Genomic DNA, 26054 nt, shown 5'->3' on the forward strand with positions numbered 1-26054 from the left:
CGCCGGGAGGCACCCGATGACCGACACCGTCCGCCGACACGTCGCCGGGCTGGCCCCGGAAGCGCTGCCCGCCTTCGTCCACGACCTGGCGGCCCTGCGCGCGCACGCCGCCGCCGTCCGGGCCGCGCTGCCCGAGCGGGTCGAGCTCTACTACGCCGCCAAGGCCAACCCCGACGCCCCCGTGCTGGCCGCGCTGCGGTCCGCCGTGGACGGCTACGAGGTCTCCAGCGGCGGCGAGTTGGCGCACGTGCGACAGTCCGTGCCGGACGCCCCGCTGGCCTTCGGCGGGCCGGGCAAGACGGAGGCCGAGATCGCGGCCGCCGTCGACGCCGGGGTGCACCGCTGGCACGTCGAGAGCGAGCAGGAGCTGTACCGGCTCGCCACCGCCCTGGCCCACCGGCCGCGGGCCTCGGTGGACGTGCTGCTGCGGGTGAACCTGCCGGCGGGCGCGGGCGCCCTGGACGCGGCCGCCCTGGCGATGGGCGGCCGACCGACGCCGTTCGGCCTGGACCCGGAACGCGCCGAGGCGTGCGCCCGCCTGCTGACCGACCCGCTCGGCCCGTTCGGCGCGCTGCGCCCGCGGCTGCGGCTGCGCGGCGTGCACGCCCACCTGGCGAGCGGGCTGGCCGCGGCGGAGCAGCTGACGCTCGCCGAGCAGATCGTCGGCTGGTCGGCGCGGCTGGCCGAGCGGCACGCCTTCGCGCTCGACGAGGTCAACGTGGGCGGCGGCATGGCCGTCGACTACGCCGACCCGCAGGCGCGCTTCGACTGGACCGCGTTCGGCGAGGGCCTGGCCGAGCTGCTCGACCGCCACCCCGGCCCTATCCTGCGGATCGAGCCGGGCCGCGCGCTGACGGCGTACTGCGGCTGGTACGCCACCGAGGTGCTGGACGTGAAGCAGAGCTACGGGGAGGACTTCGCGGTCGTCCGCGGCGGCACCCACCACCTGCGCACGCCGGCCACCCGGGGGCACGACCAGCCGTTCACCCTGCTGCCGGTCGAGGCCTGGTCGTACCCGTGGCCGCGCCCGGCCGTCACCACGGGCCGGGCCACCCTGGCGGGCCAGCTCTGCACCCCGAAGGACGTCCTCGCGCGCAGCGCGCCGGCCGCGGCCGGGCTGCGCACGGGGGACCGGGTGCTCTTCGCCATGGCGGGCGCGTACGCATGGAACATCTCGCACCACGACTTCCTGATGCACCCGTACCCGGGCTTCCACTACCTCGACGGCGACGGTTCGGCACCCGCCGGCTGACGGCGGACGGCCTTCTCCGCGCCGGGGCACCCCCGATCCGGCCCCCTGCCGCAGGTCGGCACCGCACAGACGTGCGAGAGTGGTAGCCAGCGAAGGGAGCGCGCAGTGCTGATGGACAGGGTGGCGGAGATCCTCGCCGAGGCGTCTGCCGAGGCGGTGGAGCCGCGGTTCCGGGCGCTGACCGCCGGCGAGGTGATGGAGAAGGCCCCCGGTGAGGTGGTGACCATCGCCGACCGCGAGGCCGAGGCGATCATCGAGCGACGCCTGCGCGACCTGCTGCCCGTGCCGGTGGTCGGCGAGGAGGCCGTCGCCGCCGATCCCGCCCTCGCCCGCGCCCTGCACTCCGAGCCCGCCGTCTGGCTGGTCGACCCGGTGGACGGGACGTCCAACTTCATCGCCGGCCGCCCCGACTACGCCGTGATGGCCTCCCTGGTCCGTTCCGGCCAGACCGTGGCCTCCTGGATCTGGCAGCCGTCCAACGCCGTCTGCTACACCGCCGAGCTGGGCGCCGGCGCCTGGCGCAACGGCCACCGCCTCACCCGGACGCCCGCGCCGGCCGTCCCCGCGGAGTGGCGCGGCGCGGTGAAGAGCCGCTTCCTGGAACCGGAGCAGCGCCGCCGGGTGGAGGCGAACAGCGCCGCCTTCGGCGAGGTGACCCCGGGGCGGCACGCCGCCGGGATCGAGTACCCGGAGCTGGCCGAGGGCCGGCTGGACTTCATCCTCTACTGGCGCACCCTGCCCTGGGACCACGCCCCCGGCTCGCTCCTGGTCACCGAGGCCGGCGGGGTCTCCGCCCGTCTGGACGGCAGCCCCTACCGCCCGGAGGCCCCGGGCTGCGAACACGGGCTCCTGGTGGCCGCCGACCGGGAGACCTGGGAGCGGACCCGCGCCGTCCTGCTCGGCCCGGACGACTAGGCCCGGCCCGGCCCGGGTCCGGTCCGGGTCCGGTCCGGTCGGCCGCGGGCCCGCCCCCGCGGGCTCACCAGACGACGGGGAGTCGCTCCGGCAGGCGCTTGATGAAGCCGGGGCGCCAGGCCAGCTGCTCGACCGGCAGAGCCAGCCGCAGACCCGGCAGGCGCTCGACCAGCGCCGTGATCGCGATCTCCGCGTGGGTGCGGCCGAGCGCCGACGCCGGGCAGAAGTGGTGGCCGGCGCCGAAGGCCAGGTGCGGGTTGTCGGTCCGGTCGAAGTCGATGCGCTCCGGCTCCGGGAAGACCGCCGGGTCGTGGTTGGCGCCCTCGACCAGCACCAGCACCAGCTCGCCCTCCCTCACCTCCACGTCGCCCAGCCGCACGTCCGCGAGCGCGATCCGGGGCAGCGCGTCGCCGATGGAGAGGTTCACCCGCAGCAGCTCGTCCACCGCCCGGCCGATCAGGGCCGGCTCCCGGCGCAGCCGATCGGCCAGCTCCGGCTGCTGCACGAGGTGGATGACCGCGTGCAGCAGGAACGACGAGGTGGAGACGGCACCCGCACCGAACAGCGAGAGCGCGACGGTGGCCAGCAGCTCGTCACCCACCCGGTCGGACACGTCGGGCGAGCGACGCAGCTCGGCGAACCGGCCGAGCAGGCCCTCCTCGGGCTCCGGGTCGGCGTTGAGCCGCGCCACCATGTAGCCGAGGTCCTTGTACCAGTTGGGCGCGGCGCCCACGAACGGGACGGGGCTGGTCAGGAAGGCCACGTCGACGCCGGCCATCAGGCGCCGCCAGTCGTCGGCCGGGATACCGAGCAGCCGGCAGTGCAGGGCGGCCGAGTACGGCTCGGCGAAGCCGTCGCGCAGCTCGGCCGGCGCACCGTGCTCGACCAGCGTGTCGATCAGCCGGTGGGCCTGTGCCTGCAGCCAGCCGTCCAGTTCCTTGTCCGCACGCGGCGAGAGGGTCTTCATGACGGCGTTGCGCAGTCCCGCGCTGTTGATGTTGCCCATGCTGTCGACCACCTCCGGCGGGATGGTCAGCGCGTACTGGCGCGGGACGCCCGGGTTGGCGGTGTCCTTGAGGCTGAACCGCTCGTCCTCCAACACCTGCTTGGCCAGCGCGTAGCTGCTGACCAGCCAGGCGGGGTCACCGGTCATGGTGCGGACCCGCGCGACGGGCCGCTCCTCGCGCAGCCGGTTCGCCTCCTCCGGCAGCACGTCGCCTCTGCGGGAGAGCGGGAAGGTGGGATCGGACATGGTGAACTCCGTTGCGGATCGGGGTGGTACGGGCGGGAAGGCACGCGGACGTGCGGGAGTGGGAGGGCATGGGTGCGCGGAGCCGAGGACGCTCAGGCGGCGCGGACCGGCGGCCCGGCCGTCACGGGCAGCGGCGGGGCGGCCGGTCGGACCACCGCGTACGCCTGGCCGGGCGCCGCCCGCAGTCCCCGGTCACGGCCGAACAGGACGGGAGTGAGAGGGAGTTCGACGTGGTAGCAGCTGACCGAGGAGGCCACGCCGAGCAGCGCCGGGGTGTCCAGGAAGAACGGCAGCTCCGCGGCGATGTACTGCAGACCTGCGGCGAGCTGCAGTTCATTCGGTGCCAGCCCCTCGTCCATCCGGGCGGCAAGGAAGCCGCGTGCCATGCCCTCGGCGGCCTCGCGGAACTCCCGGTCGGTCCGCAACGCGTCGACCGTCTGGTGGTGCAGTCGCCCGTACGCGGGATGGCCGGTGAACTCGGATAGTGCGTGGGCCCGGACGTTGTCGGGTTCGCCGGCCTCCTCGGCGCCGCGCGCGATCCGCCGGGCGGTCGCCTTGACCTCCTTGGCGGCCCGCCGCTGCGCGTGCTCGGCGGTGTAGCCGAAGGCCGCGAACTGCGCCTCGACGTGCAGGTCCGCGTGGACGATGTCGATGCGGTCGAAGAACTCGCGCCCCCACCTGATGAGTTCGGATATTCGCCGGTGGCTGAAGTAGCTGTTCCCCGGGCTCACACCGATGAGCAGGTGGTCGCCGCGCCGCCAGATCTCCCGGCAGCGGGCGGAGAACGGAAGTGCCTCGTACGCGGTCCGATCGATGGTGACGGCGCTTTCGCCCGGGAGGGTTTCGCGCATGCCTGGTCTCCGCTTCGCAGAAATGGTCAAGGGATCCGGTCGCGCGGCTTCGCACGGTGCCCGTCGGCTCCTCCGCCGCACGCGGTTCACGCCGGCCGGTAGCGGCTCGCGCGGTTCCAGCGGGATTCACGGAATTGCACGGCGGATAGGCGGATTTCACCCGGATGTAAGGGCGAGCTCACCGCATGCCGATAGTGCGCGCCCGGTCAGGCGGCCCACCCCGGAGAGCCGTGTGCGTCTGGTGGGGCGGCGACCACATGAAGTTACCGCCGGTTCTCGGGATCTCCGCAAGCCCTGCCGGCGGGTTGGCGGAATCTGATCTCCGGGCGGCCGAAATCGGCCTGTACTCCTGCGTGAAGGTATGTCCACGGAGGCTTTTCGGCGGCGGCGGAATATCCCTCGGAGAGCATGTCACACCAGTGTGACTTCCTCCAGTATCCGCCCGGGGAATAGCTGTTGTTTTGGAATGCAGGCGCCGGGCCGGGGTGCGCGCGCCGGCGGGCGGTGCGCCCGGGACACGCCCTGACGGCGCACGGCCGAGCCGCTACGCGGGCCGGGTCTCCCGGCCGATCCGCACCACCTCGTGCAGCAGTGCGCCGATTTCGGCCGCGGACGCGTGCGGGTTCAGCAGGGTGAGCTTCAGCCGGACCCGACCCGGCCCCTCGCCGGGCAGCTCGGTGCGTCCGACGACGGCGCGGCCGGTGCGCAGCAGCGTCCGGCGGAGCTCGGCGTTGACCACGTCGAGCGCGGCCCCGTCGTGCTCGCCCGGCGGACGGTAGCGGAACACCACGGTGGTGAGGACCGGTTCGGCGTGCAGCTCCAGCTCGGGCTCGGCCCGCACGGCCTCGGCGGCGCCGCGCGCCAGCAGGTGGCAGGCGTCGACCAGCCGGCCGAGGCCCGCCCGGCCGAGGGTGCGCAGGGTGACCGCGATCTTGAAGGCGTCGGCCCGCCGGGTGGTGCGCAGCGACAGCCCCAACAGGCTGGGGTAGCCCGCCTGTTCGTCGTCGGCCGGGTTGAGGTACTCGGCGCGGCGGGCGAGCGACACGTAGGTCTCGGCCCGCCGTACCAGGAAGATCCCGGCGGCGGCGGGCTGCCAGCCGAGCTTGTGCCAGTCCAGCGAGACCGAGTCGGCCCGGGCGATGCCGTCGAGCAGGGGCGCGAGCCGGTCGGAGAGCAGCGCACCGCCCCCGTACGCGGCGTCGACGTGCAGCCAGGCGCCGTAGCGGGCGGCGAGGTCGGCGGCGGTGTGCAGCGGGTCGATTGCTCCGGTGTCGGTGGTGCCGGCGGTCGCGACCACGGCGATCGGGGTGTTCCCGGCCCAGCTGGTCTCGGCCAGGACGCGTTCCAGGGCGGCCGGGTGCATGCGCAGTTCGCGGTCGACGGGGACGGTGACGACGGCCCGCTCACCGAGGCCGAGCAGGGCGGCGGCGCGCTGGACGGAGAAGTGCGCGGCCTCCGAGGCGATGATCCGGGGCCGGACACCTGCCGGGAGGCCGTCCAACTCGACGATGCCGTCCAGCTTCTGGTCGCGGGCCAGCATCAGCCCCATCAGGTTCGACTCGGTACCTCCGGAGGTGAGCACGCCGGCGGCGTGGGCCGGGTCGAAGCCGACCAGGGCGGCGAGTTCGGCGAGCAGCGCGGTCTCCAGCGCGGTGGCGGCGGGCGCCTGGTCCCAGGAGTCCTGGGAGGGGTTGAGCGCGCTGACGGCGAGGTCGGCGGCGACGGCCACGGCCAGCGGCGGGCAGTGCAGGTGGGCGGCGCAGGCCGGATCGGCGGGATCGGCGGCGCCGCGGGCGAGGACCTCGGTGAGGCGGGCCAGGGCCTCCGCCCCGCCCGCCCCGGCCAGTGCGTCGGCGACCAGCGCGGCGATCCGGCCCGGGTGTCCGGCCGGCAGCGGTCCGCCACGGCGGGCGGCGCCGGCGTCCAGGGCGTCGAGCACGGTGGCCAGCAGCGGCCCGAGGGCACCCGGGCCGCCCGCACCGCCGGCGAGGGCGTCGAGCCCGGCGGACGGGTCGTCCGGCATCCCGGGATCGCCGGACCTCCCGGGCTCGGGCCCGCCGGGACCGCCCCCGGCAGCGCCGGGACCGTCCGGGACGCCGGTCCCCCAGGGGTCGTCCGGGAGGTCGGAACCGCCGGGCACCTCCGGGCCGTCGCCGGCGTCGCCGCCCCTGCCCGCGCCGCTCACCGCGCGCCCGCCGAGGCAGCCGCCGCAGCCGGACCGGAGGCCCCGGCTCTGCCTGCGGCTTCCCTCGCGCCCCCCACGCCCCCAGCGCCCCCAGCGCCCCCAGCGCCCACGGACGCGATCGCGTCCGCCAGCCGGTCGAGGACGGCGTCGACCTGTTCGTCGGTGACGGTGAGCGGCGGCAGGAGGCGCAGCACCGCGTCGTGCCGGCCGCCGAGTTCGACGATCAGCCCGCGGGCCAGGCAGGCCTCGCGCACCCTGACGGCGAGTGCAGGAGCCGCCGGCCGGGCCCCGCAGGCGTCCGGTTCGGCTTCGGGGTCGACCAGTTCGACGCCGAGCATGAGCCCCCGGCCGCGCACGTCGCCGATCACCGGCAGCTCCCCTGCCAGCGCGCGCAGCCGCTCGGACATCCGGGCGCCGACCAGCGCGGCCCGCTCGGCCAGACCGTGGGCGGCGACGAAGCGGATCGTGGCCGCCCCCGCCGCCATGGCGAGCGTGTTGCCGCGGAAGGTGCCGGTGTGCGCGCCGGGTCGCCAGCCGTCGTACTCCTCGCGGTAGACGACGACGGCGAGCGGCAGGCTCCCGCCGATCGCCTTCGAGAGCACCATCGCGTCCGGGACGATCCCGCTGTGCTCGACCGCCCACATCGCCCCGGTGCGGCCGACGCCGGTCTGCACCTCGTCCACGATCAGCGGGATGTCGCGCTCGGCGGTGATCCGGCGCATCTCGCGCAGCCAGCCGTCCGGCGCGGGCACGACGCCGCCCTCGCCCTGGACGGCCTCCAGGATCATCGCGGCCGGCCGGACCACCCCGCCCGAGGGGTCGTCCAGGAGCCGCTCCGCGTACGTGGCGGCGAGGTCGGCGCCGGCCTCCCCGCCGACCCCGAACGGGCAGCGGTACGCGTACGGGTAGGGCAGCCGGACCACCTCGCCGCCGCTCGGCAGCGGTTCCTTGACGGCGGTGTTGCCGGTGAGCGCGAGGGCCCCGGCGGTCATCCCGTGGTAGGCGCCGGTGAAGGCGAGCGCGCCGGAGCGGCCGGTGGCGGTCTGCATCAGCTTGAGCGCGGCCTCGACGGCGTCGGTGCCGGCGGGGCCGCAGAAGTGCACCCGCGCCCGCCCGGCGAACTCCTTCGGCAGGCTCTCGAACAGCGCGGTGGTGAAGTCGTCCTTCTCGGCGGTGGCGAGGTCCAGCAGGTGGAGCGGGGCGCCGCTGTCCAGGGTGCGGCGGATCGCCTCCAGAACCGCCGGGTGGTTGTGGCCGAGCGCGAGCGTGCCGGCGCCGGAGAGGCAGTCCAGGTAGCGGCGGCCGTCGGCACCCTCGACGGTCATGCCGTTGGCGCGCACCGGCACGATCGGGAACGAGCGGGCGTACGTGCGGGCGGCGGACTCGCGGACGCGCTGGCGGCGCAGGACGGCGTCGCCGCCGGGGGTCTGGGCGGGCACGGTCGGACCGGTGGCGGGCTCGGCGGCGAGCGACAAGGCGGGACTCCCAAGAAGTTAGGTAAGCCTAACTTTACTTTGCTTGACCTGGCCGGATACACCGAGGGCCGCCAGAATCACCCGCGCGGGTGACAACGAGCCCGACCACCCAACGAGCGGGCCGCCCGGAGGTTACGGGGCTCCGCGCTACGCTCGCCCCATGTCGCCCGAATCCTCGCCCGCGCCGTCCGACCACGAGGCCGAACTGGCCCGCACCCGCGAGTTCTTCGCCGCACGCGCCGCCGGCTGGGACACCCGCTTCCCCGACGACGGCCCCCGCTACGCCGCCGCGATCGCCGAACTCGGCCTGCACCCGGGCGACTCCGTGCTGGACGCGGGCTGCGGCACCGGCCGCGCGCTGCCCCTGCTGCGCGCCGCGGTGGGGCCCGAGGGGCAGGTGCTCGGAGCCGACGTCACCCCGGAGATGCTGGACGAGGCCGCCGCCCGGCACCCCGGAACCGCGACCCTGCTGCTCGCCGACTGCGCCCGCCTCCCGCTCCCGGACGCCTCCCTCGACGCCGTCTTCGCCGCCGGCCTGGTCTCCCACCTCCCCGACCCGCCCGGGGCCCTGCGCGAACTCGCCCGCGTCACCCGCCCGGGCGCACCGCTCGCACTCTTCCACCCCGTCGGCCGCGCCGCCCTCGCCGCGCGCCACGGCCGCGGGCTCACCCCCGACGACCTCCGCGCCGAACCCAACCTGCGCCCGCTGCTGGCCGCCGCCGGCTGGCGGCTGGACCGCTACACGGACACCGACGACCGCTACCTCGCGCTCGCCACCCGGGCCTAGCCGAGGACCGGCCGCTCGCCGGCCGGGGATCCGGGCCGCGGGTGCGGCACCGCCGATCTCCGAGGACTCCACCGAGCGCGTCGACGGCCACGAGGCGCAGGCGCTCCTCGCCCGGTACGCCGCCCGGCAGCCGCCGGGACCGGGCCGGGCGAGACCCCCGCTAGGCTCCGCCGGCCGTCCAGCGGTAGCAGAGCTCCGGGCGGCCGACGCTGCCGTACTGGGGCTCGCGGGCGGCGAGGCCGGTGTCGACGAGGTGCTCCAGGTAGCGGCGGGCGGTGATGCGGGAGACGCCTGCGGCGGAGCCGGCGGCCGCCGCGGAGAGCCCGGTCCGGGCCTCGCGCAGGACGGCCGCGACGGTCTCCAGCGTCGGCGCGCTCAACCCCTTGGGCAGGGCGGTGCGTTCGGGCGTGCGGAGCAGGGCGAGGGCCTGGTCGACCTCGTCCTGTCCAGTCGCGTCGCCGGTGCGCCCGAGGGAGTCGCGGTAGCGCGCGTACCGCTCCAGGCGGTCGTGCAGGGCGGCCGCACTGAACGGCTTCAGCAGGTACTGGACCACGCCCGCCGAGACCGCCTGCCGCACCATCGCGAGGTCGCGGGCCGAGGTGACGGCGATGACGTCGGTGGTGTGCCCGGCCGCGCGCAGGGTGCCGCAGAGCTGCAGGCCGTGACCGTCCGGCAGGTAGAGGTCGAGCAGGGTGAGGTCGACGGGCGTTCCGGCGGACCGGGCGCGCTCCAGGAAGCGCAACGCCTCCGCGCAGCCGCGCACCGTGCCGACGACGCGGAAGCCGGGTTCGCGGTCGACGTAGAGGGTGTGCGCGGCGGCGGCCACCGGGTCGTCCTCGACCACCAGGACGGTGATCTCCGGGCGGGGCCCGCCGGCGCGGCGCCCACCGGGACGGCGGGGCCCGTCCGGGGGCAGGTCCGGGCGCCCGTCCGCGGGCCGGTCGACCGGCCGGTTCACGACGCCACCGGCTCGGGCAGACGGGCCGGGCGGCCGAGCGGCAGCCGGACGGTGAGCACCGCGCCGCGGTCACGGCCGACCTCGACGGTACCGCCGTTGCGCCGGGCGGCCTGGGCGACCAGGGCGAGCCCGAGGCCGTGCCCGCGGTCGTCCTGCTTGGTGCTCCAGCCGCGCCGGAACACGTCCGCGACGGCGGACGGGTCGATGCCGGTGCCGGTGTCGGCGACGCGGAGCAGCAGGTGCCCAGCGGAGGGGGGCACGGACCCGCCCGGACCGGTCCCGTCACCGTCCCCGGGTCGCGCGGCGCCGGCCGGCCCGGACTCCGACCCGGCGGACTCCGCTCCACCGGACTCGATCCGGGCGGTGACGGTGACCTCGGGCGGGTCGGGGCTCGCGGCGGCGCCGGCGATCGCGGCGTCGACCGCGTTGTCGATCAGGTTGCCGAGCACGGTGATCAGGTCGCGGGCGGACAGGCCCGGCGGCAGCACGCCGTCGTCGATCCGGCTGTCCTCGGTGAGGGTCAACTCCACACCCCGCTCGGCGGCCTGGGCCGCCTTGCCGAGCAGGAGGGCCGCCAGCACCGGCTCGCCGACGGCGGCGACGACGCGGTCGGTCAGCTGCTGGGCGAGTTCGAGCTCGGCGGTCGCGAACTCCACCGCCTCCCGGTGCCGGCCGAGTTCGATCAGCGAGACGACGGCGTGCAACCGGTTGGCCGCCTCGTGCGCTTGCGCGCCGAGCGCCTCGGTGAATCCCCGCACCGAGTCCAACTCGCCGCTCAGCGACTGAAGTTCGGTGTGGTCACGGAGGGTCAGAACCTGCCCGAGGCCGGTGCCGATGGTCGACGTGTTGAGCACCACGACCCGCTCTGCGGTGAGGTGGACCTCGTCCCGGACCGGCTCGGCCCCGAGCACGGCGGCCACCAGTGCCGCCGGCAGCCCCAGCTCGCCGAGCGGCCTCCCCTCCACCTCCCCTTCCAGCGCCAGGAGTTCGCGGGCCGCGTCGTTGCAGAGCACCACCCGGTGCCGGCGGTCGAGCAGGACCAGTCCCTCGCGCACCGAGTGCAGGGTGGCCTGGTGGTACTCGTAGAGATGGCTGAGCTCGTCCGGCCCCATGCCGTGGGTGTGGCGCCGCAGCCGGGAGTTGGCGAGGTAGGTGCCGGCGCCGCCGACCGCCAGGGCGGCCACCGCGACGCCGACCAGCGCGAGCAGCGGCCCGCGCAGCTGTGCGGAGATCGACTGCACCGTGATCCCGGCGCTGACCAGCGCGACCACCCGGTGCCGCTCGTCCAGCACCGGCGTGACCACCCGGACCGACGGGCCGAGCGTCCCGGTGTACGTCTCACTGCGGGTCCGGCCGGCGAGCGCCCAGTCGATGTGCCCCAGGAACGTCTTGCCGATCTGCTCGGGCAGCGGGTGGGTCCAGCGCACCCCGGCGGTGTCCATCACGGTGATGAAGGAGACCCCGGTGTCCGCGCGGACCTGCTCGGCGTACGGCTGGAGCAGGGCGCTCGGGTCGGGCGCGCCGACGGCGGCCAGCACGGACGGCGAGTCCGCCACCGAGCGGGCGACCGCGGTGACCTGGCGGCGGGCGGCGTCCTCGGCCCGACCCGCGGTGAACAGGTACGCCAACACGGCGCCGCCGGCCACGACCGCGGCCACGATCACCACCTGGACGACGAAGAGCTGTCCGGCCAGGCTGCGCACCGGTCCACGCGGCCGCCGGCGCGGTGTGGGGCGGATGCGCACGGACATGCCAGACAGTGTGCACCACCGCCGACGCCCGGCAGGAGCCCCGTTCGCAGCGGGGCCGTGCCGCCCGGCTCCCGGGGCCGCCCGGCCGCGGCATGAACTCTATGAACGCAAACGTGACCCCCGTCACTGTCCGGCCCGATAGTCGGAGCGGCCCACCACCCGGGGCCACCAGGACTGCAGGGCGAAGGAGCCGCAGATGTCGATCACTGGAGCAGGGCCCCAGGCGGGGGTCAGACGCCGGGACCGCACCCACTACCTCTACCTCGCGGTGATCGCGGCGGTGGTCGCGGGCGTCGTGGTCGGACTGGTCGCGCCGACCTTCGCGGTCGAGCTGAAGCCGCTCGGGACCGGATTCGTCAACCTGATCAAGATGATGATCAGCCCGGTGATCTTCTGCACGATCGTGCTGGGCATCGGCTCCGTGGCCAAGGCCGCGAAGGTCGGCAGGGTCGGCGGACTCGCGCTCGGTTACTTCCTCACCATGTCCACCGTGGCGCTGGCCATCGGCCTGGTGGTGGGCAACCTGCTGGAGCCGGGTGGCGGCCTGCACCTGACCGCCGCGCTCGCGAAGTCCGGCCACGCCCAGGCCGCCGCCGGACACGCCCAGTCCACGACCGACTTCCTGCTCGGAACGATCCCGACGTCCATGCTCTCCGCCCTCACCGAGGGCAAGGTGCTGCAGACCCTGCTGGTCGCCCTGCTGGCCGGCTTCGCCCTGCAGGCGATGGGCGCGTCCGGCGCACCGGTGCTGCGCGGGATCGAGCACGTGCAGCGGCTGGTGTTCCGGGTCATGTCGATGATCATGTGGGTGGCTCCGATCGGGGCCTTCGGCGCGATGGCCGCGGTGGTCGGGGCGACCGGCACGGCCGCACTGAAGAGCCTCGCCGTCATCATGATCGGCTTCTACGTCACCTGCATCCTGTTCGTGGTCGTGGTGCTCGGCACGCTGCTGCGGCTGGTCGCCGGCGTCAACGTGTTCACGCTGCTGCGCTACCTCGGCCGCGAGTTCCTGCTGATCCTCTCCACCTCGTCCTCGGAGAGCGCACTTCCCCGCCTGATCGCCAAGATGGAGCACCTCGGCGTCAGCCGCCCGGTCGTCGGCATCACGGTCCCGACCGGCTACAGCTTCAACCTCGACGGCACCGCGATCTACCTCACCATGGCCTCGATCTTCATCTCGGAGGCGATGGCCAAGCCGATGTCGCTGGGCGAGCAGCTCTCGCTGCTGGTCTTCATGGTCATCGCCAGCAAGGGCGCGGCCGGGGTCACGGGAGCCGGGCTGGCCACCCTCGCGGGCGGGCTGCAGTCGCACAAGCCCGCGCTGGTCGACGGCGTCGGCCTGATCGTCGGCATCGACCGCTTCATGTCGGAGGCGCGGGCGCTGACCAACTTCGCCGGCAACGCGGTCGCCACCGTGCTGATCGGGCACTGGACCGGCGAGCTCGACCGCGAGCAGGCCCGGCGGGTGCTGGCGGGCGACGCGCCGTTCGACGAGCAGACCCTCGTGGACGCGCACGGCACCGCGGCACCCGCTCCCGCGGGCGCCGGAGCGCTGCCGGACCCGGTCCCCGCGCAGAGCGGCACCGCGAGCGCAACGGCCGCCTGAGCCCCACCCGCACGCCCCACCGCACGCCCCACACCGCACGCCCCACACTGGACTCCCCCGGTCCGGCGCCTCGCCCAACCCCCCGAGCGGCGCCGGGCCGGGGGCCTTTCCGTCCGCCGACCCGGCACCGCCTGCGCGCCTCAGGGCTCGTCGGAGCCGCTGACCGCCCAGCTCAGGCCCGTCGCCGGATCCTCCATCGCGAGGTGCAGATGGCGCAGGCCGTCCGCCGGGTCCCACCAGGTGAAGCAGCGCATCCGGGCCACCAGCGCATTCACCGCCGCTCGGTCCGGCCCGTCGTGGCCGGCCATCGCACCGAGCGCCCGCCAGAGCGCCAGCCGGCCGTGCGCCGACCCCCGTGACCGCTCGGTCGCGCCCGCCTGGACCAGCACCGGGTACGCGATCGCGAACGGCAGGTACCCGCCGGTGACCCGGTGGCCGGGGGCCAGCTGGGCGGCCGCCCGCGGCGCGGGCCCGCGGACGCAGACCACGTCCGCCCATTCGGCCAGCGCGGCCAGCGCCCCGGTCGCCGGCTGGCCGCGCAACCGGCCCCCCGGCTCCGGCAGCAGCACCGGCCCCAGGCCCTCGCGTGTGGCCGGCAGCGTCAGCAGCGCACTGCGCGCACCGCCGCCGGGCAGGTAGTCGCGCACCCGCACACCCTCACCCCAGCCGACCGACTCCCACGGCTCCAGCAGCGGCGGGACGCTCTCCGGGTCGGGCTCGGCCCCGTACGAGAGGTCCTCGCCGATCAGCACCCGGGTCTGTGCGACCAGCCGCCGCACCGGGGCCGGGCCCAGCAGCGGGGCCAGTCGCAGCCAGGAGTGCCGGGTGGCGAGCACCTCCCAGAGCGGCCCGGCGTCGTGGTCCGCCACCCCGGCGGAGGTCCCGGGGCCGCCGTCCGCGTCGAACAGGCGGACGGCCAGTTCGGGCGGCGCGGCGTACGCGATCAGGTGGCCGAGCAGCGCGCTCTCCACCACGGCCGCCCCCTCGCCCGCGCGCGCCACGGCGGCGCCCCGGACCCGCCGGTATACGGTCAGCAGGTCGTGCCAGCGGCCGCCCTCGACCAGGGTGCGGAGCCGGTGCTCCTGGTACGTGATCACGATTTTCAGCGTACGGGCCGGGGCCCCGCATCAGCTGACTTGCCGTCAGCTCGGTGCGTCGGGCGACGCCGGGAACCTCCGCGCCCGGCCGGTGCACGGCCGCCCCGCTTCGGCGCGCCCCCCGCCGCCCGTGCCGCCGCCACCGGCACGCTCCCCTTCGAGGAAGGCCCGGAGGCGCCGGAGCGCCCGGCGGCGGGTGACCGCCAGCGTGGAGCGGTGCACACCCAGCAGCGCCGCGGCCTCGTCGATGCCGTAGCCGTCGACGTCGACCAGCAGGACGACGCGCGCCTGCTTGGCGGTCAGATGGCGCAGCAGCCGGACCACCTCCCAGTGGGCGTGCAGTTCCCCGAACCCGCAGCCGTACGGCCCCACGTCGACCCGCGCGCCCTCCGGCGGCTCCGGAACGACCTGCCGGCGCCGCTCCCGACGCCACTGGTCCCGCAGGATGTTGGCCATGACGGTGAACACATAGGCGTAGGGCTGCGGATGGCCGAGGAACCGCTCGGGGCGGCGGGCGATCCGCAGATACGCGTCGTGCACGACGTCGCCGGCGGCGGACGGACTTCCGCAGAGCGAGGCGGCCGTCCGATGGAGCCTCGGCAGCATTTCCGTGAACGCCCGGTTGAAAGCCGCCACATCGGCGCCTTCCGATCGGGAAGTGTCCGGCCCCGACCGCATTCCGTCACGTTCAGCCCGGTCACATCCGGACCGGCCGGACCCGGGGAGGTCGCACTCGACCCGGCCGCATTCCGGGGGACCTTGCCCGGATGGGGCCGGTCCGGACCGGCCCTGCCCGGGGGGACGGGCGCCGGCGGCGACGTCCGCCCCCTCCCCGCCCCGGCGCTGACGGACGAATTCCATGCCGCCCCCTCGGAAATCGGCAGCCGAAGGCACCGGTCGGTGGTCAGTGGTTCGCCATCGGCCGCCATGTGATGCAGATCACATCATAGTTCGCCACCTCACGATGCGCAGTCATTCGTGTGCAATTCGTCACCAGCCGTACAGGGCTTGGGAATTGCCGCCCGGCGGCCGCGGGACGGCCGGTCGTGGACACCCCGCCGGGCGCCGGGCGCGGCACCGCGGCCTTCACGCACGGGTGAGGGGTCCTTCGGGCGGGGAAGGTCGGGAAGGAGTCCGCCGCCTCCGGACGGCCACTGCACGGAGCGACGACGGCGGGGAACGGCGTGGACGGTGAAGGTCCGCCGCCTGGATCGGCGGTCCGGTCGGGGCCGCTTCCGGACCGCCGGTTCGCCCCTCAGGCGGCGCGGTCGTGGTCGCCCGGCGCCGGCCGCACGGGCATGGTCGGGAACTCCTCGATGGCGAGCTCGCCCGCCTCCCCGTGGGCGGCGCGCTCCCGGGGGGCCGGGGAGAGCACGACGAAGGCCGAGGCGAGGAAGAGGAACGAACCGAGCCCGACGGCGAGCGGGAAGACGAACTCCATCGGAGCGACCCCGCCGAGGCCGGTCCGCGCCGGCTCCAGGTGGACGTGGACGGCGGCCATGGCCGTGTAGTGCATGCAGCTCACGGCGAGGCCCATCACCAGCGATGCGCCGACGGCCGCGTACACGTTGCGGATGGTGACGGCCGCCCAGAGCGCCGCCGTGGCGGCGCCGACCGCGATCAGGACGGAGAGCGCGACGGTGCCCGCGTCGTGGCGCAGGCCGCCGTGCAGCCGCATCGCGGCCATGCCGAGGTAGTGCATCGCGGCGACGCCGAGGCCGGTGGTGAGCCCGCCGGTCACCAGGGCGAGGCCCCGGTGCCGGCCGTGGCCGACGGCGAACACGCCGAGGCCGGTGACCAGGACGGCCACCAGCAGGCTGAGCACGGTCAGCGGGACGTCGTAGCGCAGTTCGGTGCCGTCGACCGCGAAGCCGAACATGGCGACGAAGTGCATCGTCCAGATGCCGGAACCGATCGCGGCGGCCGCGGTGAGCAGCCAGTTCCGGCGGGAGGCCCCGGTGGCGGCCAACCCGCGCAGCGTGCAGCGCAGGCCGAGGGCGGCCCCGGCGCACGCCACCACGTACGAGAGCGCGGGCGTGAGCCAGCCGAAGGTGAAGTGGTTCATCGTTCCCATCGGACCTCCGTCGACCGGTCGGGCCCGGGTGGTTCACGCTGCACGCCCGGGCTCCCCGCACCGGGCGGACTCCGCGCGGTCGACGGACGGCGACGGGTCCGGACCAGGCCGGAGGATCGGTCGCTTGTCATATGCCATACGCACGTGCGCACCCGCTTCAGGGTGCGTGGGACGCTATCGGCGGCGCCGAAGAGCCTTCGCGAAGATATGAAAAGCTACCCACCGTACGCAGCGGCTGTGTTCGAATGGGCCGGTCCTCTGCCCGCGCGCGCCGCCCTGCCCGGCAGCTCGCAGCGGCCGGCGACCGGCGACCGGCGGCCGGCGGCCGGCGGCCGGCGACGGCACTTCGCAGAGCGCCCGAGCACTCTGCGAAGTGCGCCGGGATCAGGAGTCCGACCGCGGCACGAGGCGGATCCGCAGCGGACCGTCCACCTGCAGCGTGATCCCCTGGCCGAGCGCCACCTCCCGGTCGATCGCCTCGAAGTCGAAGTCGCGCAGCAGCACCCCCAGCGAGAGCACCGACTCCAGCATCGAGAAGTGCTGCCCGATGCAGGCGCGCGGACCGCCCCCGAACGGGTACCAGGCGTAGCGGTGCCGCCCCCGCTCCCGCTCGGGGAGGAAGCGGTCCGGGTCGAATCGCTCCGGCTCCTCCCAGTGGCCGGGATGCCGGTGCGTCACCCAGGGCGCCAGCACCACCTGCGCACCGGCCGGGATGACGAGCCCGCCGATCACCGTCTCGGCCACCGCCCGCCGCCCGATCAGTGGGGCGGCGGGGTACAGCCGCATCGCCTCCTTGACCACCCGGGTCACGCACGGCATCGCCTCCAGGTCCGCGGCGGTCGGCTCGCGTCCGCTCAGCACCTTCTCCGCCTCCTCCCGGGCCGACCGCCGCTGCTCCGGGTGCTCGGCCAGCAGGTGCAGTGCGAAGGCGAGCGAGGTCGCCGTGGTCTCGTGGCCGGCGAGCAGGAAGATCAGCACCTGGTCCCGCAGCTCGGCGGGATCGAGCCGCTCGCCGTCCTCGCCCCGCGCCCTCGCGAGCAGCCCGAGCAGGTCGTCGGACGCGTCCTCACCCGTGGAGCCGGCCTCCGGCCCCGACCCGGCCCCGACCCCGGTGCGCGCCGCGCGGGCGGCGCGCTCGGCGATGATCCGGTCGCAGACCCGGTAGAGGTCCCGCTGGGCCCGGGCGCCGCGCCGGTTGGACGGGGTCGGCCAGCCGCGCGGGACGCGGACCGGCGCGAAGCCGCGCTCCATGACGTAGTCACCGAGGACCGGGAAGCTGCGGTGCACCACCGCGACCGCCTCCTCCACGTCCGCCCCGAACAGGATCCTGGCGACGGTGCGCAAGGCGAACCGGGACATCTCGTCGGCCACGTCCACCACGCCGTCCGGCACCGCCCGCCAGCGCTCGGCCAGAGCCCGCGCCTCCAGCCCGATCGCCGCCGCGTAGCCGTCGACGCGGCGACGGGTGAACAGCGGCTGGACGAGCCGGCGCTGCCGCTGGTAGTCGCCGTCCTGGCTGGTCAGCAGACCGTTGCCGACACTGGTGCGCAGCTCCTCGTAGAAGTTGTTCTCCTTGCGGAAGTTGGCCGCCTCGCCGCCGAGCACCTGCTGGGCGCCCTCCGGGGAGAAGACCGCGAAGAACTCGGTCCGCAGCCCCGGCGGCCCGGCCGTGAAGCGGACCACGTCGCCGTAGTCGCGCCGGGCGGCCAGGTAGGTACGGAACGGCCTGCGCGTGAGATCGAACAGCGAGCCGATCAACGGGAGTCCGGGCGGGCCGGGTATGCGGATGGCAGCAGCGGTCATCGGAGCCTCCTGTCCAGTGGCCTACCCACCAGTTGACTGACGGGTCATCATCCACGGAAAGCGGCGCAGCGGACCAGGGCGCGTTCGCGCCACCGGCCCGGGGGCCCGGGGCCCGGAGCCCGGTTTGAGCCTTCCAACGACGAAGAGGCGACTGCCGCAGATCCCCGCCTGTGCGATGAACCAGGCGACTTTCCACTGGCATCTGCGGCACTATGATCGCCATATCAGCCGCACCTGCGGACGTGGCACCGCGCCCCGTCCGGCGTGCCCCGGAGGGGAAAGCCCGATGAGCACCGACACCACGCCCACCGCCCGCACCCGCAGACTCGCCGTCGTTGCCGCAGCGGCTCTCGTCCTCAGCCTCGGGATCACCGCCTGCGGTAGCGACGGCGAAACGATCTCCTCGGGCACCGGCACCGCGTCCGCCGGTGCCGCCGCGGGCGCCGGCTCCCCGACCGCCGCCCCGGCCGACGTCCCGAAGGCCTCCGGCACGATCACCGTCTTCGCCGCCGCCTCGCTCAGGGAGAGCTTCACCGAGCTCGGCAGGAAGTTCGAGGCCGCCAACCCGGGCGCCAGGGTCACGTTCAACTTCGGCGGCAGCTCCGGCCTCGCCACCAGCATCAACTCCGGCGCCCCCGCGGACGTGTTCGCCGCGGCCAGCCCGGCCACCATGAAGACGGTCGGCGACGCGGGCGGCACCGCCGGCACGCCGAAGACCTTCGTGCGGAACACGCTCACCATCGCCGTGCCCAAGGGCAACCCCCAGCACGTCGCAGGGCTCAGGGACCTCTCCGCCCCCGGCGTCAAGGTCGCGCTCTGCGCGAAGGAGGTCCCGTGCGGAGCCGCCGCACAAGCCGCGCTCAAGGCGGCCGGCGTGGAGCTCACCCCGGTCACCCTGGAGCAGGACGTCAAGGGCGCACTGACCAAGGTCGAGCTGGGCGAGGTCGACGCCTCGCTCGTGTACCGGACCGATGTCAGGGCCGATGCTGCGAAGATCGACGGCGTGGACTTCCCCGAGGCCGCCGAGGCCGTGAACGACTACCCGATCGCCGCCCTGGCCAAGGCGCCGAACAAGCCCGGCGCGGCCGCCTTCGTCGCCTACGTCGGATCGGCCGAGGCGCAGCAGGTGCTCACCGCGGCGGGGTTCCAGGCGCCGTGAGCCCCCGCCCCCGCACCACCGGGCCGGACGCCGGGGAGGCCGCCCCGGGCACGGGCCTGCCGCCCCGGCGGCGGCGAGCGAACCGCGTCCCGGTCGCGCTGCTGCTCCCGGCGCTGATCGGGCTGGCGTTCCTGACCCTGCCGGTGGTCGGGCTGCTGATCCGGGCGCCCTGGAGCAGTCTGTCCGACCAGCTCACCAGCACCGAGGTCTGGGACGCGCTGCGCCTCTCGCTCGTCTCCGCCACGGCGGCGACGGGGGTGTCGCTGCTGCTCGGGGTGCCGCTGGCCTGGCTGCTGGCGAGGACCGAGCTGCCCGGGCGCCGGCTCGTCCGGGCGCTGGTGACCCTGCCCCTCGTGCTGCCGCCGGTGGTGGGCGGTGTGGCGCTGCTGCTGGTGCTCGGGCGGCGCGGCATCGTCGGCTCGTGGCTGGACTCCGCCTTCGGCATCACCCTGCCGTTCACCACCACCGGTGTGATCGTCGCCGAGTCGTTCGTGGCGATGCCGTTCCTGGTGATCAGTGTCGAGGGCGCTCTGCGGGCCGCCGACCCGCGGTACGAGGAGGCGGCCGCCACCCTGGGGGCCTCGCGGCTGACCGCCTTCCGCCGGGTCACCCTGCCGCTGATCGCCCCCGGCATCGGCGCGGGCGCCGTCCTGGCCTGGGCCCGGGCGCTGGGCGAGTTCGGGGCGACGATCACCTTCGCCGGCAACTTCCCGGGCAGGACGCAGACGATGCCGCTGGCCGTCTACCTCGCCATGGAGCGGGACCCGGAGGCGGCCATCGCACTCTCGCTGGTGCTGCTGGTGGTCTCCATCGCCGTCCTGGTCGGGCTGCGCGAACGCTGGCTGTCGGCCCCGTGAGACCGGCCTCAGCCCCCGAGGCCGGACACCGGGCGCCCGCCCGGCAGCGCGCACGGGAGGGTGGCCGGGCACGGGCCGCACGCACGGAGGGGGCACGTCGGACGCGCACAGTGGAAGCGCGGGGTGGGAGGTCGGCCCGCCCGACCTCCCACCCCGGGGGTGGATCGGCCCCCCGTCCCGCCACGGTCCCCCGCCCCGGATCCCGCGACGACCCCAAGCCCTGCGAAACCCTGGAAGCCCGCACCATGACTGCCGCCGCCCCCGCCCCCGCCCCCGCCCTCGAAGCCCGGCTACGGGTGGACCGCACCGCCTTCAGCCTCGACCTCGCGCTGACCGCCGCCCCCGGCGAGGTGGTCGGCCTGCTCGGACCGAACGGCGCCGGCAAGTCCACGGCCCTGCGCGCGCTCGCCGGTCTGCTCCCGCTCAGCGGCGGCCACCTGCGGCTGGACGGCCGCGTCCTGGAGGACCCGGCCCGGCGGGTGCACACCCCCGCCGAGGAGCGCCCGGTCGGCGTGGTGTTCCAGGACTACCTGCTCTTCCCGCACCTCAGCGCGCTCGACAACGTCGCCTTCGGCCCGCGCTGCCAGGGCCGGCGCAAGCGCGAGGCGCGCGCCGAGGCGGCCGGCTGGCTGGAGCGGATGGGCCTGGGCGAGCACGCCACCGTGCGTCCGGGCCGCCTCTCCGGGGGCCAGGCGCAGCGGGTGGCGCTCGCCCGCGCGCTGGCCGTCCGGCCCCGGCTGCTGCTGCTCGACGAACCGCTGGCCGCCCTCGACGCCCGCACCCGCCTCGACGTCCGCTCGCAGCTGCGACGCCACCTCGCCGAGTTCGAGGCGATGGCGGTGCTGGTGACGCACGACCCGCTGGACGCGATGGTGCTGGCCGACCGGCTGGTGGTGATCGAGGACGGGCGCGAGGTGCAGTCCGGCAGCCCGGCAGAGATCGCCCGCCGGCCGCGCACCGACTACATCGCCCGTCTGGTCGGCCTCAACCTCTACCAGGGCACGGCGGACGGCCACCGGGTCACGCTGGCGGACGGCACCGAGCTGACCACCACCGAGGAGCTGAGCGGCCCCGCCTTCGTGGCCTTCCCCCCGTCGGCGGTGACGCTCTACCGGGAGAGGCCGCAGTCCAGCGCGCGCAACGTCTGGGAGCTGGAGGTGGCGGGTATGGACCTGCACGGCGACCAGGTCCGCGCCGACCTGGCCGGGGCCGTGCCGATGGCCGCCGACCTGACGCCCGCCGCCGCGGCCGAGCTGGACCTCGCCCTCGGCGCCACCGTGTGGGCGTCGGTCAAGGCCGCCCAGACGCACGCCTACCCGGCCTGACCCCGATCCGCCCGGACGGCCTACTCCGACGGCTCCACGAAGCCGGCCTCGTACGCGGCGATCACCGCCTGGGTGCGGTCCCGGGCGCCGAGCTTCGCCAGCACGCTGCTGACGTGCGTCTTCACCGTCTGCACCCCGAGGAACAGCTGCTCGGCGATCTCCCCGTTGGCGAGTCCGCGGGCCATCAGGCGCAGCACCTCGGCCTCGCGCCCGGTCAGGGCGGCGCGCTCCAACGTCTCCCGCGCGGCGCGGTTGCCCTGGCCGACGGCGAGGCGCCGGATCGCGGCCGGGAAGAGCAGCGACTCGCCCGCGGCAACCAGCCGGACGGCCTGGGCGATCTCGGACGGGCGCGAGCGCTTCAGCAGGAACCCGTCGGCGCCGGCCCGCAGCGCCTGGTAGACGTAGTCGTCGTTCTCGAAGGTGGTAACGACCAGGATCTTCGGGGCCTGCCCCGACGGCCCGCCGTCCGCGGCCCCGCCGGTGCCCGACCCGACCAGCGCCCGGGTGGCCGCCAGGCCGTCCGTCCCCGGCATCCGGACGTCCATCAGCACCACGTGCGGGCGCAGTTCGCGGGCCAGCGCGACCGCCTCGGCGCCGTCGGCGGCCTCGCCGACCACCTTCAGGTCGCCCTGGGCCTCCAGGACGGCCCGCAGACCGGCCCGGACCAGCTCCTCGTCGTCGGCCAGCAGTATGTTGATCATCACACGCCCAAGCGTAGGGGGATGCGCACGGCCAGCACCCACTCGCCCGACTCCCCGTCCGTCCCGGCCGAGGCCTCGCCGCCGAGCAGGACGGCCCGCTCCCGGATGCCGCGAAGGCCCTTCCCGCCCCGGCGCGGGGTGGACCGGCCGTGCGCCGCCGGGCCCACGGCGTTGGCGCAGCGCAACTCGAACGCGCCCTCGCGCACGGCCATCCGGATGCCGATCGACTGCCCGGGCGCGTACTTGAGGGCGTTGGTGACGCCCTCCTGGACGATCCGGTAGCCCTCGCGGGAGAGCACACCCGGCAGGCTCCCGGACGGCACGTCGATCCACGCCTCGACCTGGCTGCCGGCCGAACGGGCGGTCTCGAAGAGCGCGGGGAGCTGCTCGATGCCGGGGCGCTCGCAGGCGTCCCCGCCCTCACCACCGGGGCCTCCGCCACCGGGGCGGTCGCCGGTGTCGCGGAGCAGGAGGAGGGTGCGCTCCAGGTCGTCCATCGCCCGGCGCCCGGTCTCCTCGATGACCTGGAGCGCTTTGGCGACGAACGCCGGATCGCCGACCTCGCGCGCCGCACCGGACTGAATGACCGTCACCGTCAGCGCGTGGCCGATGGAGTCGTGCAGCTCGCGCGCCAACAGGTTGCGCTCCAGCAGCCGTTCGGCCCGCAGCTCGGCGGCGGCCAGCCGCTCGGCCTGCGATGGCCCCAACAGCCCCTTCGCCATGACAAGTTGGAGTCGGCCCGCCCAGACGATCAGCCACCCGAGGCCGAACAGCAGGACCGGCGGCAGCAACTGGTACCACGACAGGCCGGTCCGGGCCGGGAGCCGGACACCGTAGAGGTCGGGCTCCGGCCGGACGGCCAGCTCGACGGCGGACACCGCCACCAGGATGCAGGCCGCCCCGGCGGCCGAGCCCAGAGCCGTCCGCCCGACCAGCCACACCGCGGTCCGCCACCGGTCGGCCCAGGTGCGGGCCGGCTCGGCGGCGATGTCCTGCTCCCGCCCGGGCATCAGCAGGAGACGGGCCTGTACGCCCTCGGCCCGGCGCATCGCGGGCACCATGGCCGCCAGGACGAGCAGTGCGACGTCCACCGGAACCGCCCGGGCCAGGATCCCGCCGAGGGTCGGGCCGGATGTTCCCGGATAGACCATCAGGACCACGCCGGCGAAGACCCAGCCGATGAGCAGATGCATCAGCCGCGCGTAGACGGCGGCGCTCAGCAGGGGCGCGAATATGCGGGGCATTCGGCCATCCTGCCAGGTCAGCGGCGTGGACGGCCTCCCTCTCGGGAGGGAGTGCCGTCCACTCCCCGGCGGGATCCGCAGGGGTGGTCCGCTCCGGTCGAATGGTGACCGCCCCGAGCGCGCCACCGCAGACGGCGGCAGCGACAGAGAGAACAGGAGAACGACCGTGATCCAGGTCCAGGGCCTCAGCAAGGAGTACGACGGCACGCGGGTGGTCGCCGACCTCGACTTCGAGGTCCGACCCGGAGTGGTGACGGGCTTCCTCGGTCCGAACGGCGCCGGCAAGAGCACCACGATGCGGATGGTCCTCGGGCTGGAGCGGCCGACCGCCGGCCGCGCCCTGGTGAACGGCCGCCCGTACGCCGAACTGCCCGACCCGCTGCGCCGGGTCGGCGCCCTGCTCGACCCGCAGGCCGTGCACGGCGGTCGCACGGCGCGCGGGCACCTGCGCTGGCTCGCCGCCAGCAACGCCCTGCCGAAGCGCCGGGTGGACGAGGTGCTCGCCCAGGTCGGACTCACCGGCGCGGCCGACCGCCGGATCCGCGGCTTCTCCCTCGGCATGCGCCAACGTCTGGGCGTGGCCGCCGCGTTGCTCGGCGACCCGCCGGTGCTGATGCTCGACGAGCCGGTGAACGGCCTCGACCCGGAGGGCATCCGCTGGATCCGTACGCTGCTGCGCGGCCTGGCCGCCGACGGGCGCTCGGTGCTGGTCTCCTCGCACCTGATGACGGAGATGGCCCTCACCGCCGACCACCTGGTGGTGATCGGGCGGGGCCGGCTGCTGGCGGACGCCGCCACCGCGGACTTCATCGACCGGCACGGCCGCACCCGGATCCGGGTGCGTGCGGTGAACCCGGACGAGCTGTCCGCCCTGATGCGCGGCTCCGGCCTGGACGCGGAGCCGGTGGACGGCGGCGCCTGGGAGGTCAGCGGCGCCGAACCCGAGCAGCTCGCCGCCCTGGCGGCGGCCAACGGCGTGGTGCTGTACGAGATCGCCGTCCAACAGGACTCCCTGGAAGAGGCGTTCATGCGGATGACCGCCGACAGCGTCGAGTACCGGGCGGTCGCCGCATGAGCGCCCCGATCGTGCCGGCGGTCACGGCCACCGCGACCGGTCGCCCCGTCGCCGGCACGGCCACCGCCCCGGACGTGCTCGACGTCCTGCGCGCCGAGGGGATCAAGCTCACCACCCTTCGCTCGCTCTGGATCACCCCGGTGCTCGCGGCGCTGTGCACCGCCGGGGTCGGCACCGCCGTCGCGGCGGCGGTCGGCGGCGCGGACGCCGGCCTCACCGACGACCCCGGCGTCGGCGTCCACTACGGCCTCAACTTCGGTCAGGCCGCACTCACCTGCTTCGGGATCCTGCTGCTCGGACAGGAGTTCAACACCCGCATGATCGGCGTCTCGCTCGCCGCCGTCCCCCGGCGCGGGCGCCTCTACGGCGCGAAGCTGGCGGTCGGCGCGCTCGTCGCCCTGGCGGTCGGTGCCGTCGGGACGGCCGGCTCCTTCGCCGGGTACGCCACCCTCACATCCGGCGCCTGGGACGGCCCGGCCTTCGTGCGCAGTGCCACCGCCGGGGTGCTCTACCCGGTGCTGCTGACGGTGCTCTGCCTCGGCCTGACCGCCGTGATGCGCAACCTCACCGCGGCCATGGGCCTGTTGGTGCCGAGCGTCTTCCTGGTCTCGCCGCTGCTCTCCGGTGTGCCGGGCGTGCGGCACGTGGTGCAGTTCCTCCCGGACCGCGCCGGCCAGTACGCGCTGCGCTACGCGGACGACCCGGCGGTCGGCTACGGGCACTGGACCGGGCTGCTGATCATGGCGCTCTGGACCGCCGCCGCGGTCTGTGGCGGCCTCCGCTCGATCCGCCGCCACGCCGCCTGACGTGCCGGCCCGGCGTACCTGCCGCCCGTCCCCAGAACCAGTCGGAAGAGGAAACCGATGACCTCCGCCCTCGCCGTGCTCCGCTCCGAGCGGGTCAAGTTCACCACGCTCCGGTCCCAGTGGATCACCCCGCTCGTCGCCGTCGCGCTCACCGTCGGCATCACCGCCCTCGTGAACGTCGCGTACGGGACCGTCGACCACACCCCTGGCGAGGACCCGGCCGGCGGGATCTACTACGGTCTGCTCTTCGGCCACGTCGCCGTCGCCTGCATCGGGGTCCTGCTGCTCGGGCAGGAGTTCAACACCCGCATGATCGGCGTCTCGCTCGCCGCCGTCCCCCGGCGCGGGCGCCTCTACGGCGCGAAGCTGGTGCTCGGCACCGGGCTGGGGCTACTGGTGGGGCTGGTCTCCACCAGCGGCTCGTTCCTCGCGGTCGCCGCCACCGTCGGGCTCGACCTGTCCACCCCGGGCCTCGGGCGCAGCTTCCTCGCCGGTGTGCTCTACCACCCGCTGCTGGTGGTGCTCTGCCTCGGCCTGACCGCCATGATGCGCAACTTCACCGCGGCGCTCGGCGTGCTGACGCCGATGCTCTTCCTCGGCACGACCTTCCTGGCCGCGATCCCCGGGGTCGGCGAGGTGGGCCAGTTCCTCCCCGACCGGGCCGGGCTGCACGCGATGCAGACCCAGGCGGACCCGGCCGTCCACTACGGCCACGGGACCGCGCTGCTGATCACGGCGCTCTGGACCGCCGCCGCGGCCTACGGCGGGCTCCGCTCGATCCGCCGCCACGCCGCCTGAACCGCCCGGACCGCGCCGGACCCGTGCAAGGGCGCGATCGGGACGATCAGAGCCGGCAGTGCGCCACCGGGCGCCGACGGACG

Annotated in this window: 22 protein-coding genes; 10 read left to right on the plus strand and 12 right to left on the minus strand. The window is 75.1% G+C overall.

Translation table 11 applies throughout. The features are described 5' to 3' along the window. Positions 1–16 precede the first annotated feature (16 nt). A complete protein-coding gene (locus tag ACF9IK_RS07895; protein WP_395293526.1) occupies positions 17–1252 on the plus strand; it encodes a type III PLP-dependent enzyme in 1236 nt (411 codons plus the stop codon). Between the two features lie 111 nt (positions 1253–1363). Next, complete coding sequence (locus ACF9IK_RS07900; protein WP_395298502.1) at positions 1364–2167, plus strand: inositol monophosphatase family protein; 804 nt, start codon at positions 1364–1366, stop codon at positions 2165–2167. A gap of 64 nt (positions 2168–2231) precedes the next feature. On the opposite strand, the gene ACF9IK_RS07905 is transcribed toward ACF9IK_RS07900, so the two are convergent. The 4 genes from ACF9IK_RS07905 to ACF9IK_RS07920 form a co-directional block, all read right to left on the minus strand. Next, positions 2232–3419, minus strand: coding sequence for a cytochrome P450 (locus ACF9IK_RS07905; RefSeq protein ID WP_395293527.1), 1188 nt, complete (start codon positions 3417–3419; stop codon positions 2232–2234). Positions 3420–3511: 92 nt separating this feature from the next. After that, positions 3512–4270 (minus strand): tRNA-dependent cyclodipeptide synthase, encoded by a 759-nt coding sequence (locus tag ACF9IK_RS07910; protein ID WP_395293528.1) that lies wholly within the window; start codon positions 4268–4270, stop codon positions 3512–3514. Between the two features lie 544 nt (positions 4271–4814). After that, a complete protein-coding gene (locus tag ACF9IK_RS07915) occupies positions 4815–6293 on the minus strand; it encodes a pyridoxal phosphate-dependent decarboxylase family protein (RefSeq protein WP_395293529.1) in 1479 nt (492 codons plus the stop codon). Positions 6294–6451: 158 nt separating this feature from the next. Then, positions 6452–7930 carry a diaminobutyrate--2-oxoglutarate transaminase family protein gene (locus tag ACF9IK_RS07920; RefSeq protein ID WP_395293530.1) on the minus strand — a complete coding sequence of 493 codons (1479 nt, stop codon included), beginning with the start codon at positions 7928–7930 and terminating at the stop codon, positions 6452–6454. 160 nt (positions 7931–8090) lie between these two features. Between ACF9IK_RS07920 and ACF9IK_RS07925 the strand changes: the two genes are divergently transcribed. Then, a complete protein-coding gene (locus ACF9IK_RS07925) occupies positions 8091–8717 on the plus strand; it encodes a class I SAM-dependent methyltransferase (RefSeq protein WP_395293531.1) in 627 nt (208 codons plus the stop codon). Positions 8718–8877: 160 nt separating this feature from the next. Here ACF9IK_RS07925 and ACF9IK_RS07930 read toward each other — a convergent pair whose 3' ends face one another. Both ACF9IK_RS07930 and ACF9IK_RS07935 read right to left on the minus strand, forming a co-directional pair. Continuing rightward, positions 8878–9573: a response regulator gene (locus ACF9IK_RS07930; protein WP_395298503.1), complete on the minus strand. Its 696-nt coding sequence runs from the start codon at positions 9571–9573 to the stop codon at positions 8878–8880. A 98-nt stretch (positions 9574–9671) separates the two neighbouring features. Next, on the minus strand, positions 9672–11426 hold the full coding sequence (locus ACF9IK_RS07935) for a sensor histidine kinase (RefSeq protein WP_395293532.1): 1755 nt from the start codon (positions 11424–11426) through the stop codon (positions 9672–9674). Positions 11427–11622: 196 nt separating this feature from the next. Here ACF9IK_RS07935 and ACF9IK_RS07940 point away from each other — a divergent pair, with 196 nt between their 5' ends. Beyond that, a complete protein-coding gene (locus ACF9IK_RS07940; RefSeq protein WP_395293533.1) occupies positions 11623–13032 on the plus strand; it encodes a cation:dicarboxylate symporter family transporter in 1410 nt (469 codons plus the stop codon). 140 nt (positions 13033–13172) lie between these two features. On the opposite strand, the gene ACF9IK_RS07945 is transcribed toward ACF9IK_RS07940, so the two are convergent. The 4 genes from ACF9IK_RS07945 to ACF9IK_RS07960 all read right to left on the minus strand — a co-directional run bounded on the left by ACF9IK_RS07945 (position 13173) and on the right by ACF9IK_RS07960 (position 18006). Continuing rightward, on the minus strand, positions 13173–14129 hold the full coding sequence (locus ACF9IK_RS07945; RefSeq protein ID WP_395293534.1) for a hypothetical protein: 957 nt from the start codon (positions 14127–14129) through the stop codon (positions 13173–13175). A 45-nt stretch (positions 14130–14174) separates the two neighbouring features. Then, entirely contained in the window at positions 14175–14765 is a 591-nt protein-coding gene (locus tag ACF9IK_RS07950; protein ID WP_395293535.1) for an RNA polymerase sigma factor, read from the minus strand. A 619-nt stretch (positions 14766–15384) separates the two neighbouring features. Further along, complete coding sequence (locus ACF9IK_RS07955; RefSeq protein ID WP_395293536.1) at positions 15385–16203, minus strand: MHYT domain-containing protein; 819 nt, start codon at positions 16201–16203, stop codon at positions 15385–15387. A gap of 384 nt (positions 16204–16587) precedes the next feature. Continuing rightward, the gene (locus ACF9IK_RS07960; RefSeq protein WP_395293537.1) at positions 16588–18006 is read right to left on the minus strand and encodes a cytochrome P450; all 1419 of its coding nucleotides are present in this window, start codon (positions 18004–18006) and stop codon (positions 16588–16590) included. Positions 18007–18292: 286 nt separating this feature from the next. Between ACF9IK_RS07960 and modA the strand changes: the two genes are divergently transcribed. The 3 genes from modA to ACF9IK_RS07975 all read left to right on the plus strand — a co-directional run bounded on the left by modA (position 18293) and on the right by ACF9IK_RS07975 (position 21347). Beyond that, positions 18293–19165, plus strand: coding sequence for a molybdate ABC transporter substrate-binding protein (gene modA / locus ACF9IK_RS07965; RefSeq protein WP_395293538.1), 873 nt, complete (start codon positions 18293–18295; stop codon positions 19163–19165). A gap of 56 nt (positions 19166–19221) precedes the next feature. After that, positions 19222–20022: an ABC transporter permease gene (locus tag ACF9IK_RS07970; RefSeq protein ID WP_395298504.1), complete on the plus strand. Its 801-nt coding sequence runs from the start codon at positions 19222–19224 to the stop codon at positions 20020–20022. Positions 20023–20267: 245 nt separating this feature from the next. Next, complete coding sequence (locus ACF9IK_RS07975; RefSeq protein WP_395293539.1) at positions 20268–21347, plus strand: ABC transporter ATP-binding protein; 1080 nt, start codon at positions 20268–20270, stop codon at positions 21345–21347. A gap of 20 nt (positions 21348–21367) precedes the next feature. Here ACF9IK_RS07975 and ACF9IK_RS07980 read toward each other — a convergent pair whose 3' ends face one another. Continuing rightward, positions 21368–22051, minus strand: coding sequence for a response regulator (locus ACF9IK_RS07980; protein WP_395293540.1), 684 nt, complete (start codon positions 22049–22051; stop codon positions 21368–21370). Then, the gene (locus ACF9IK_RS07985) at positions 22048–23292 is read right to left on the minus strand and encodes a sensor histidine kinase (RefSeq protein ID WP_395293541.1); all 1245 of its coding nucleotides are present in this window, start codon (positions 23290–23292) and stop codon (positions 22048–22050) included. The genes ACF9IK_RS07980 and ACF9IK_RS07985 overlap by 4 nt, the downstream gene beginning before the upstream one ends. Before the next feature lie 166 nt (positions 23293–23458). Here ACF9IK_RS07985 and ACF9IK_RS07990 point away from each other — a divergent pair, with 166 nt between their 5' ends. The 3 genes from ACF9IK_RS07990 to ACF9IK_RS08000 are packed head-to-tail and all read left to right on the plus strand — an operon-like array spanning position 23459 to position 25971. Further along, positions 23459–24367, plus strand: coding sequence for an ABC transporter ATP-binding protein (locus ACF9IK_RS07990; protein WP_395293542.1), 909 nt, complete (start codon positions 23459–23461; stop codon positions 24365–24367). Beyond that, positions 24364–25173, plus strand: coding sequence for an ABC transporter permease (locus tag ACF9IK_RS07995; protein WP_395293543.1), 810 nt, complete (start codon positions 24364–24366; stop codon positions 25171–25173). Before ACF9IK_RS07990 ends, ACF9IK_RS07995 begins: the two co-directional genes overlap by 4 nt. 57 nt (positions 25174–25230) lie before the next feature. Continuing rightward, positions 25231–25971: a hypothetical protein gene (locus tag ACF9IK_RS08000; protein WP_395293544.1), complete on the plus strand. Its 741-nt coding sequence runs from the start codon at positions 25231–25233 to the stop codon at positions 25969–25971. Positions 25972–26054: the final 83 nt, after the last annotated feature.

This window comes from Kitasatospora hibisci (assembly GCF_043950205.1).
GTDB classification, from domain to species: Bacteria; Actinomycetota; Actinomycetes; order Streptomycetales; family Streptomycetaceae; genus Kitasatospora; species Kitasatospora hibisci.

What these genes read in the sequence shown, in the direction of transcription:
- ACF9IK_RS07925 (WP_395293531.1), top strand. Translation starts at nt 8,091, where the DNA reads ATGTCGCCCGAATCCTCGCCCGCGCCGTCCGACCACGAGGCCGAACTG.
- ACF9IK_RS07995 (WP_395293543.1), top strand. Translation starts at nt 24,364, where the DNA reads ATGAGCGCCCCGATCGTGCCGGCGGTCACGGCCACCGCGACCGGTCGC.
- ACF9IK_RS07955 (WP_395293536.1), bottom strand. Translation starts at nt 16,203, where the DNA reads ATGGGAACGATGAACCACTTCACCTTCGGCTGGCTCACGCCCGCGCTC.
- ACF9IK_RS07910 (WP_395293528.1), bottom strand. Translation starts at nt 4,270, where the DNA reads ATGCGCGAAACCCTCCCGGGCGAAAGCGCCGTCACCATCGATCGGACC.
- ACF9IK_RS08000 (WP_395293544.1), top strand. Translation starts at nt 25,231, where the DNA reads ATGACCTCCGCCCTCGCCGTGCTCCGCTCCGAGCGGGTCAAGTTCACC.
- ACF9IK_RS07895 (WP_395293526.1), top strand. Translation starts at nt 17, where the DNA reads ATGACCGACACCGTCCGCCGACACGTCGCCGGGCTGGCCCCGGAAGCG.
- ACF9IK_RS07900 (WP_395298502.1), top strand. Translation starts at nt 1,364, where the DNA reads ATGGACAGGGTGGCGGAGATCCTCGCCGAGGCGTCTGCCGAGGCGGTG.
- ACF9IK_RS07935 (WP_395293532.1), bottom strand. Translation starts at nt 11,426, where the DNA reads ATGTCCGTGCGCATCCGCCCCACACCGCGCCGGCGGCCGCGTGGACCG.
- ACF9IK_RS07960 (WP_395293537.1), bottom strand. Translation starts at nt 18,006, where the DNA reads ATGACCGCTGCTGCCATCCGCATACCCGGCCCGCCCGGACTCCCGTTG.
- modA (WP_395293538.1), top strand. Translation starts at nt 18,293, where the DNA reads ATGAGCACCGACACCACGCCCACCGCCCGCACCCGCAGACTCGCCGTC.
- ACF9IK_RS07905 (WP_395293527.1), bottom strand. Translation starts at nt 3,419, where the DNA reads ATGTCCGATCCCACCTTCCCGCTCTCCCGCAGAGGCGACGTGCTGCCG.
- ACF9IK_RS07985 (WP_395293541.1), bottom strand. Translation starts at nt 23,292, where the DNA reads ATGCCCCGCATATTCGCGCCCCTGCTGAGCGCCGCCGTCTACGCGCGG.
- ACF9IK_RS07975 (WP_395293539.1), top strand. Translation starts at nt 20,268, where the DNA reads ATGACTGCCGCCGCCCCCGCCCCCGCCCCCGCCCTCGAAGCCCGGCTA.
- ACF9IK_RS07915 (WP_395293529.1), bottom strand. Translation starts at nt 6,293, where the DNA reads ATGCCGGACGACCCGTCCGCCGGGCTCGACGCCCTCGCCGGCGGTGCG.
- ACF9IK_RS07940 (WP_395293533.1), top strand. Translation starts at nt 11,623, where the DNA reads ATGTCGATCACTGGAGCAGGGCCCCAGGCGGGGGTCAGACGCCGGGAC.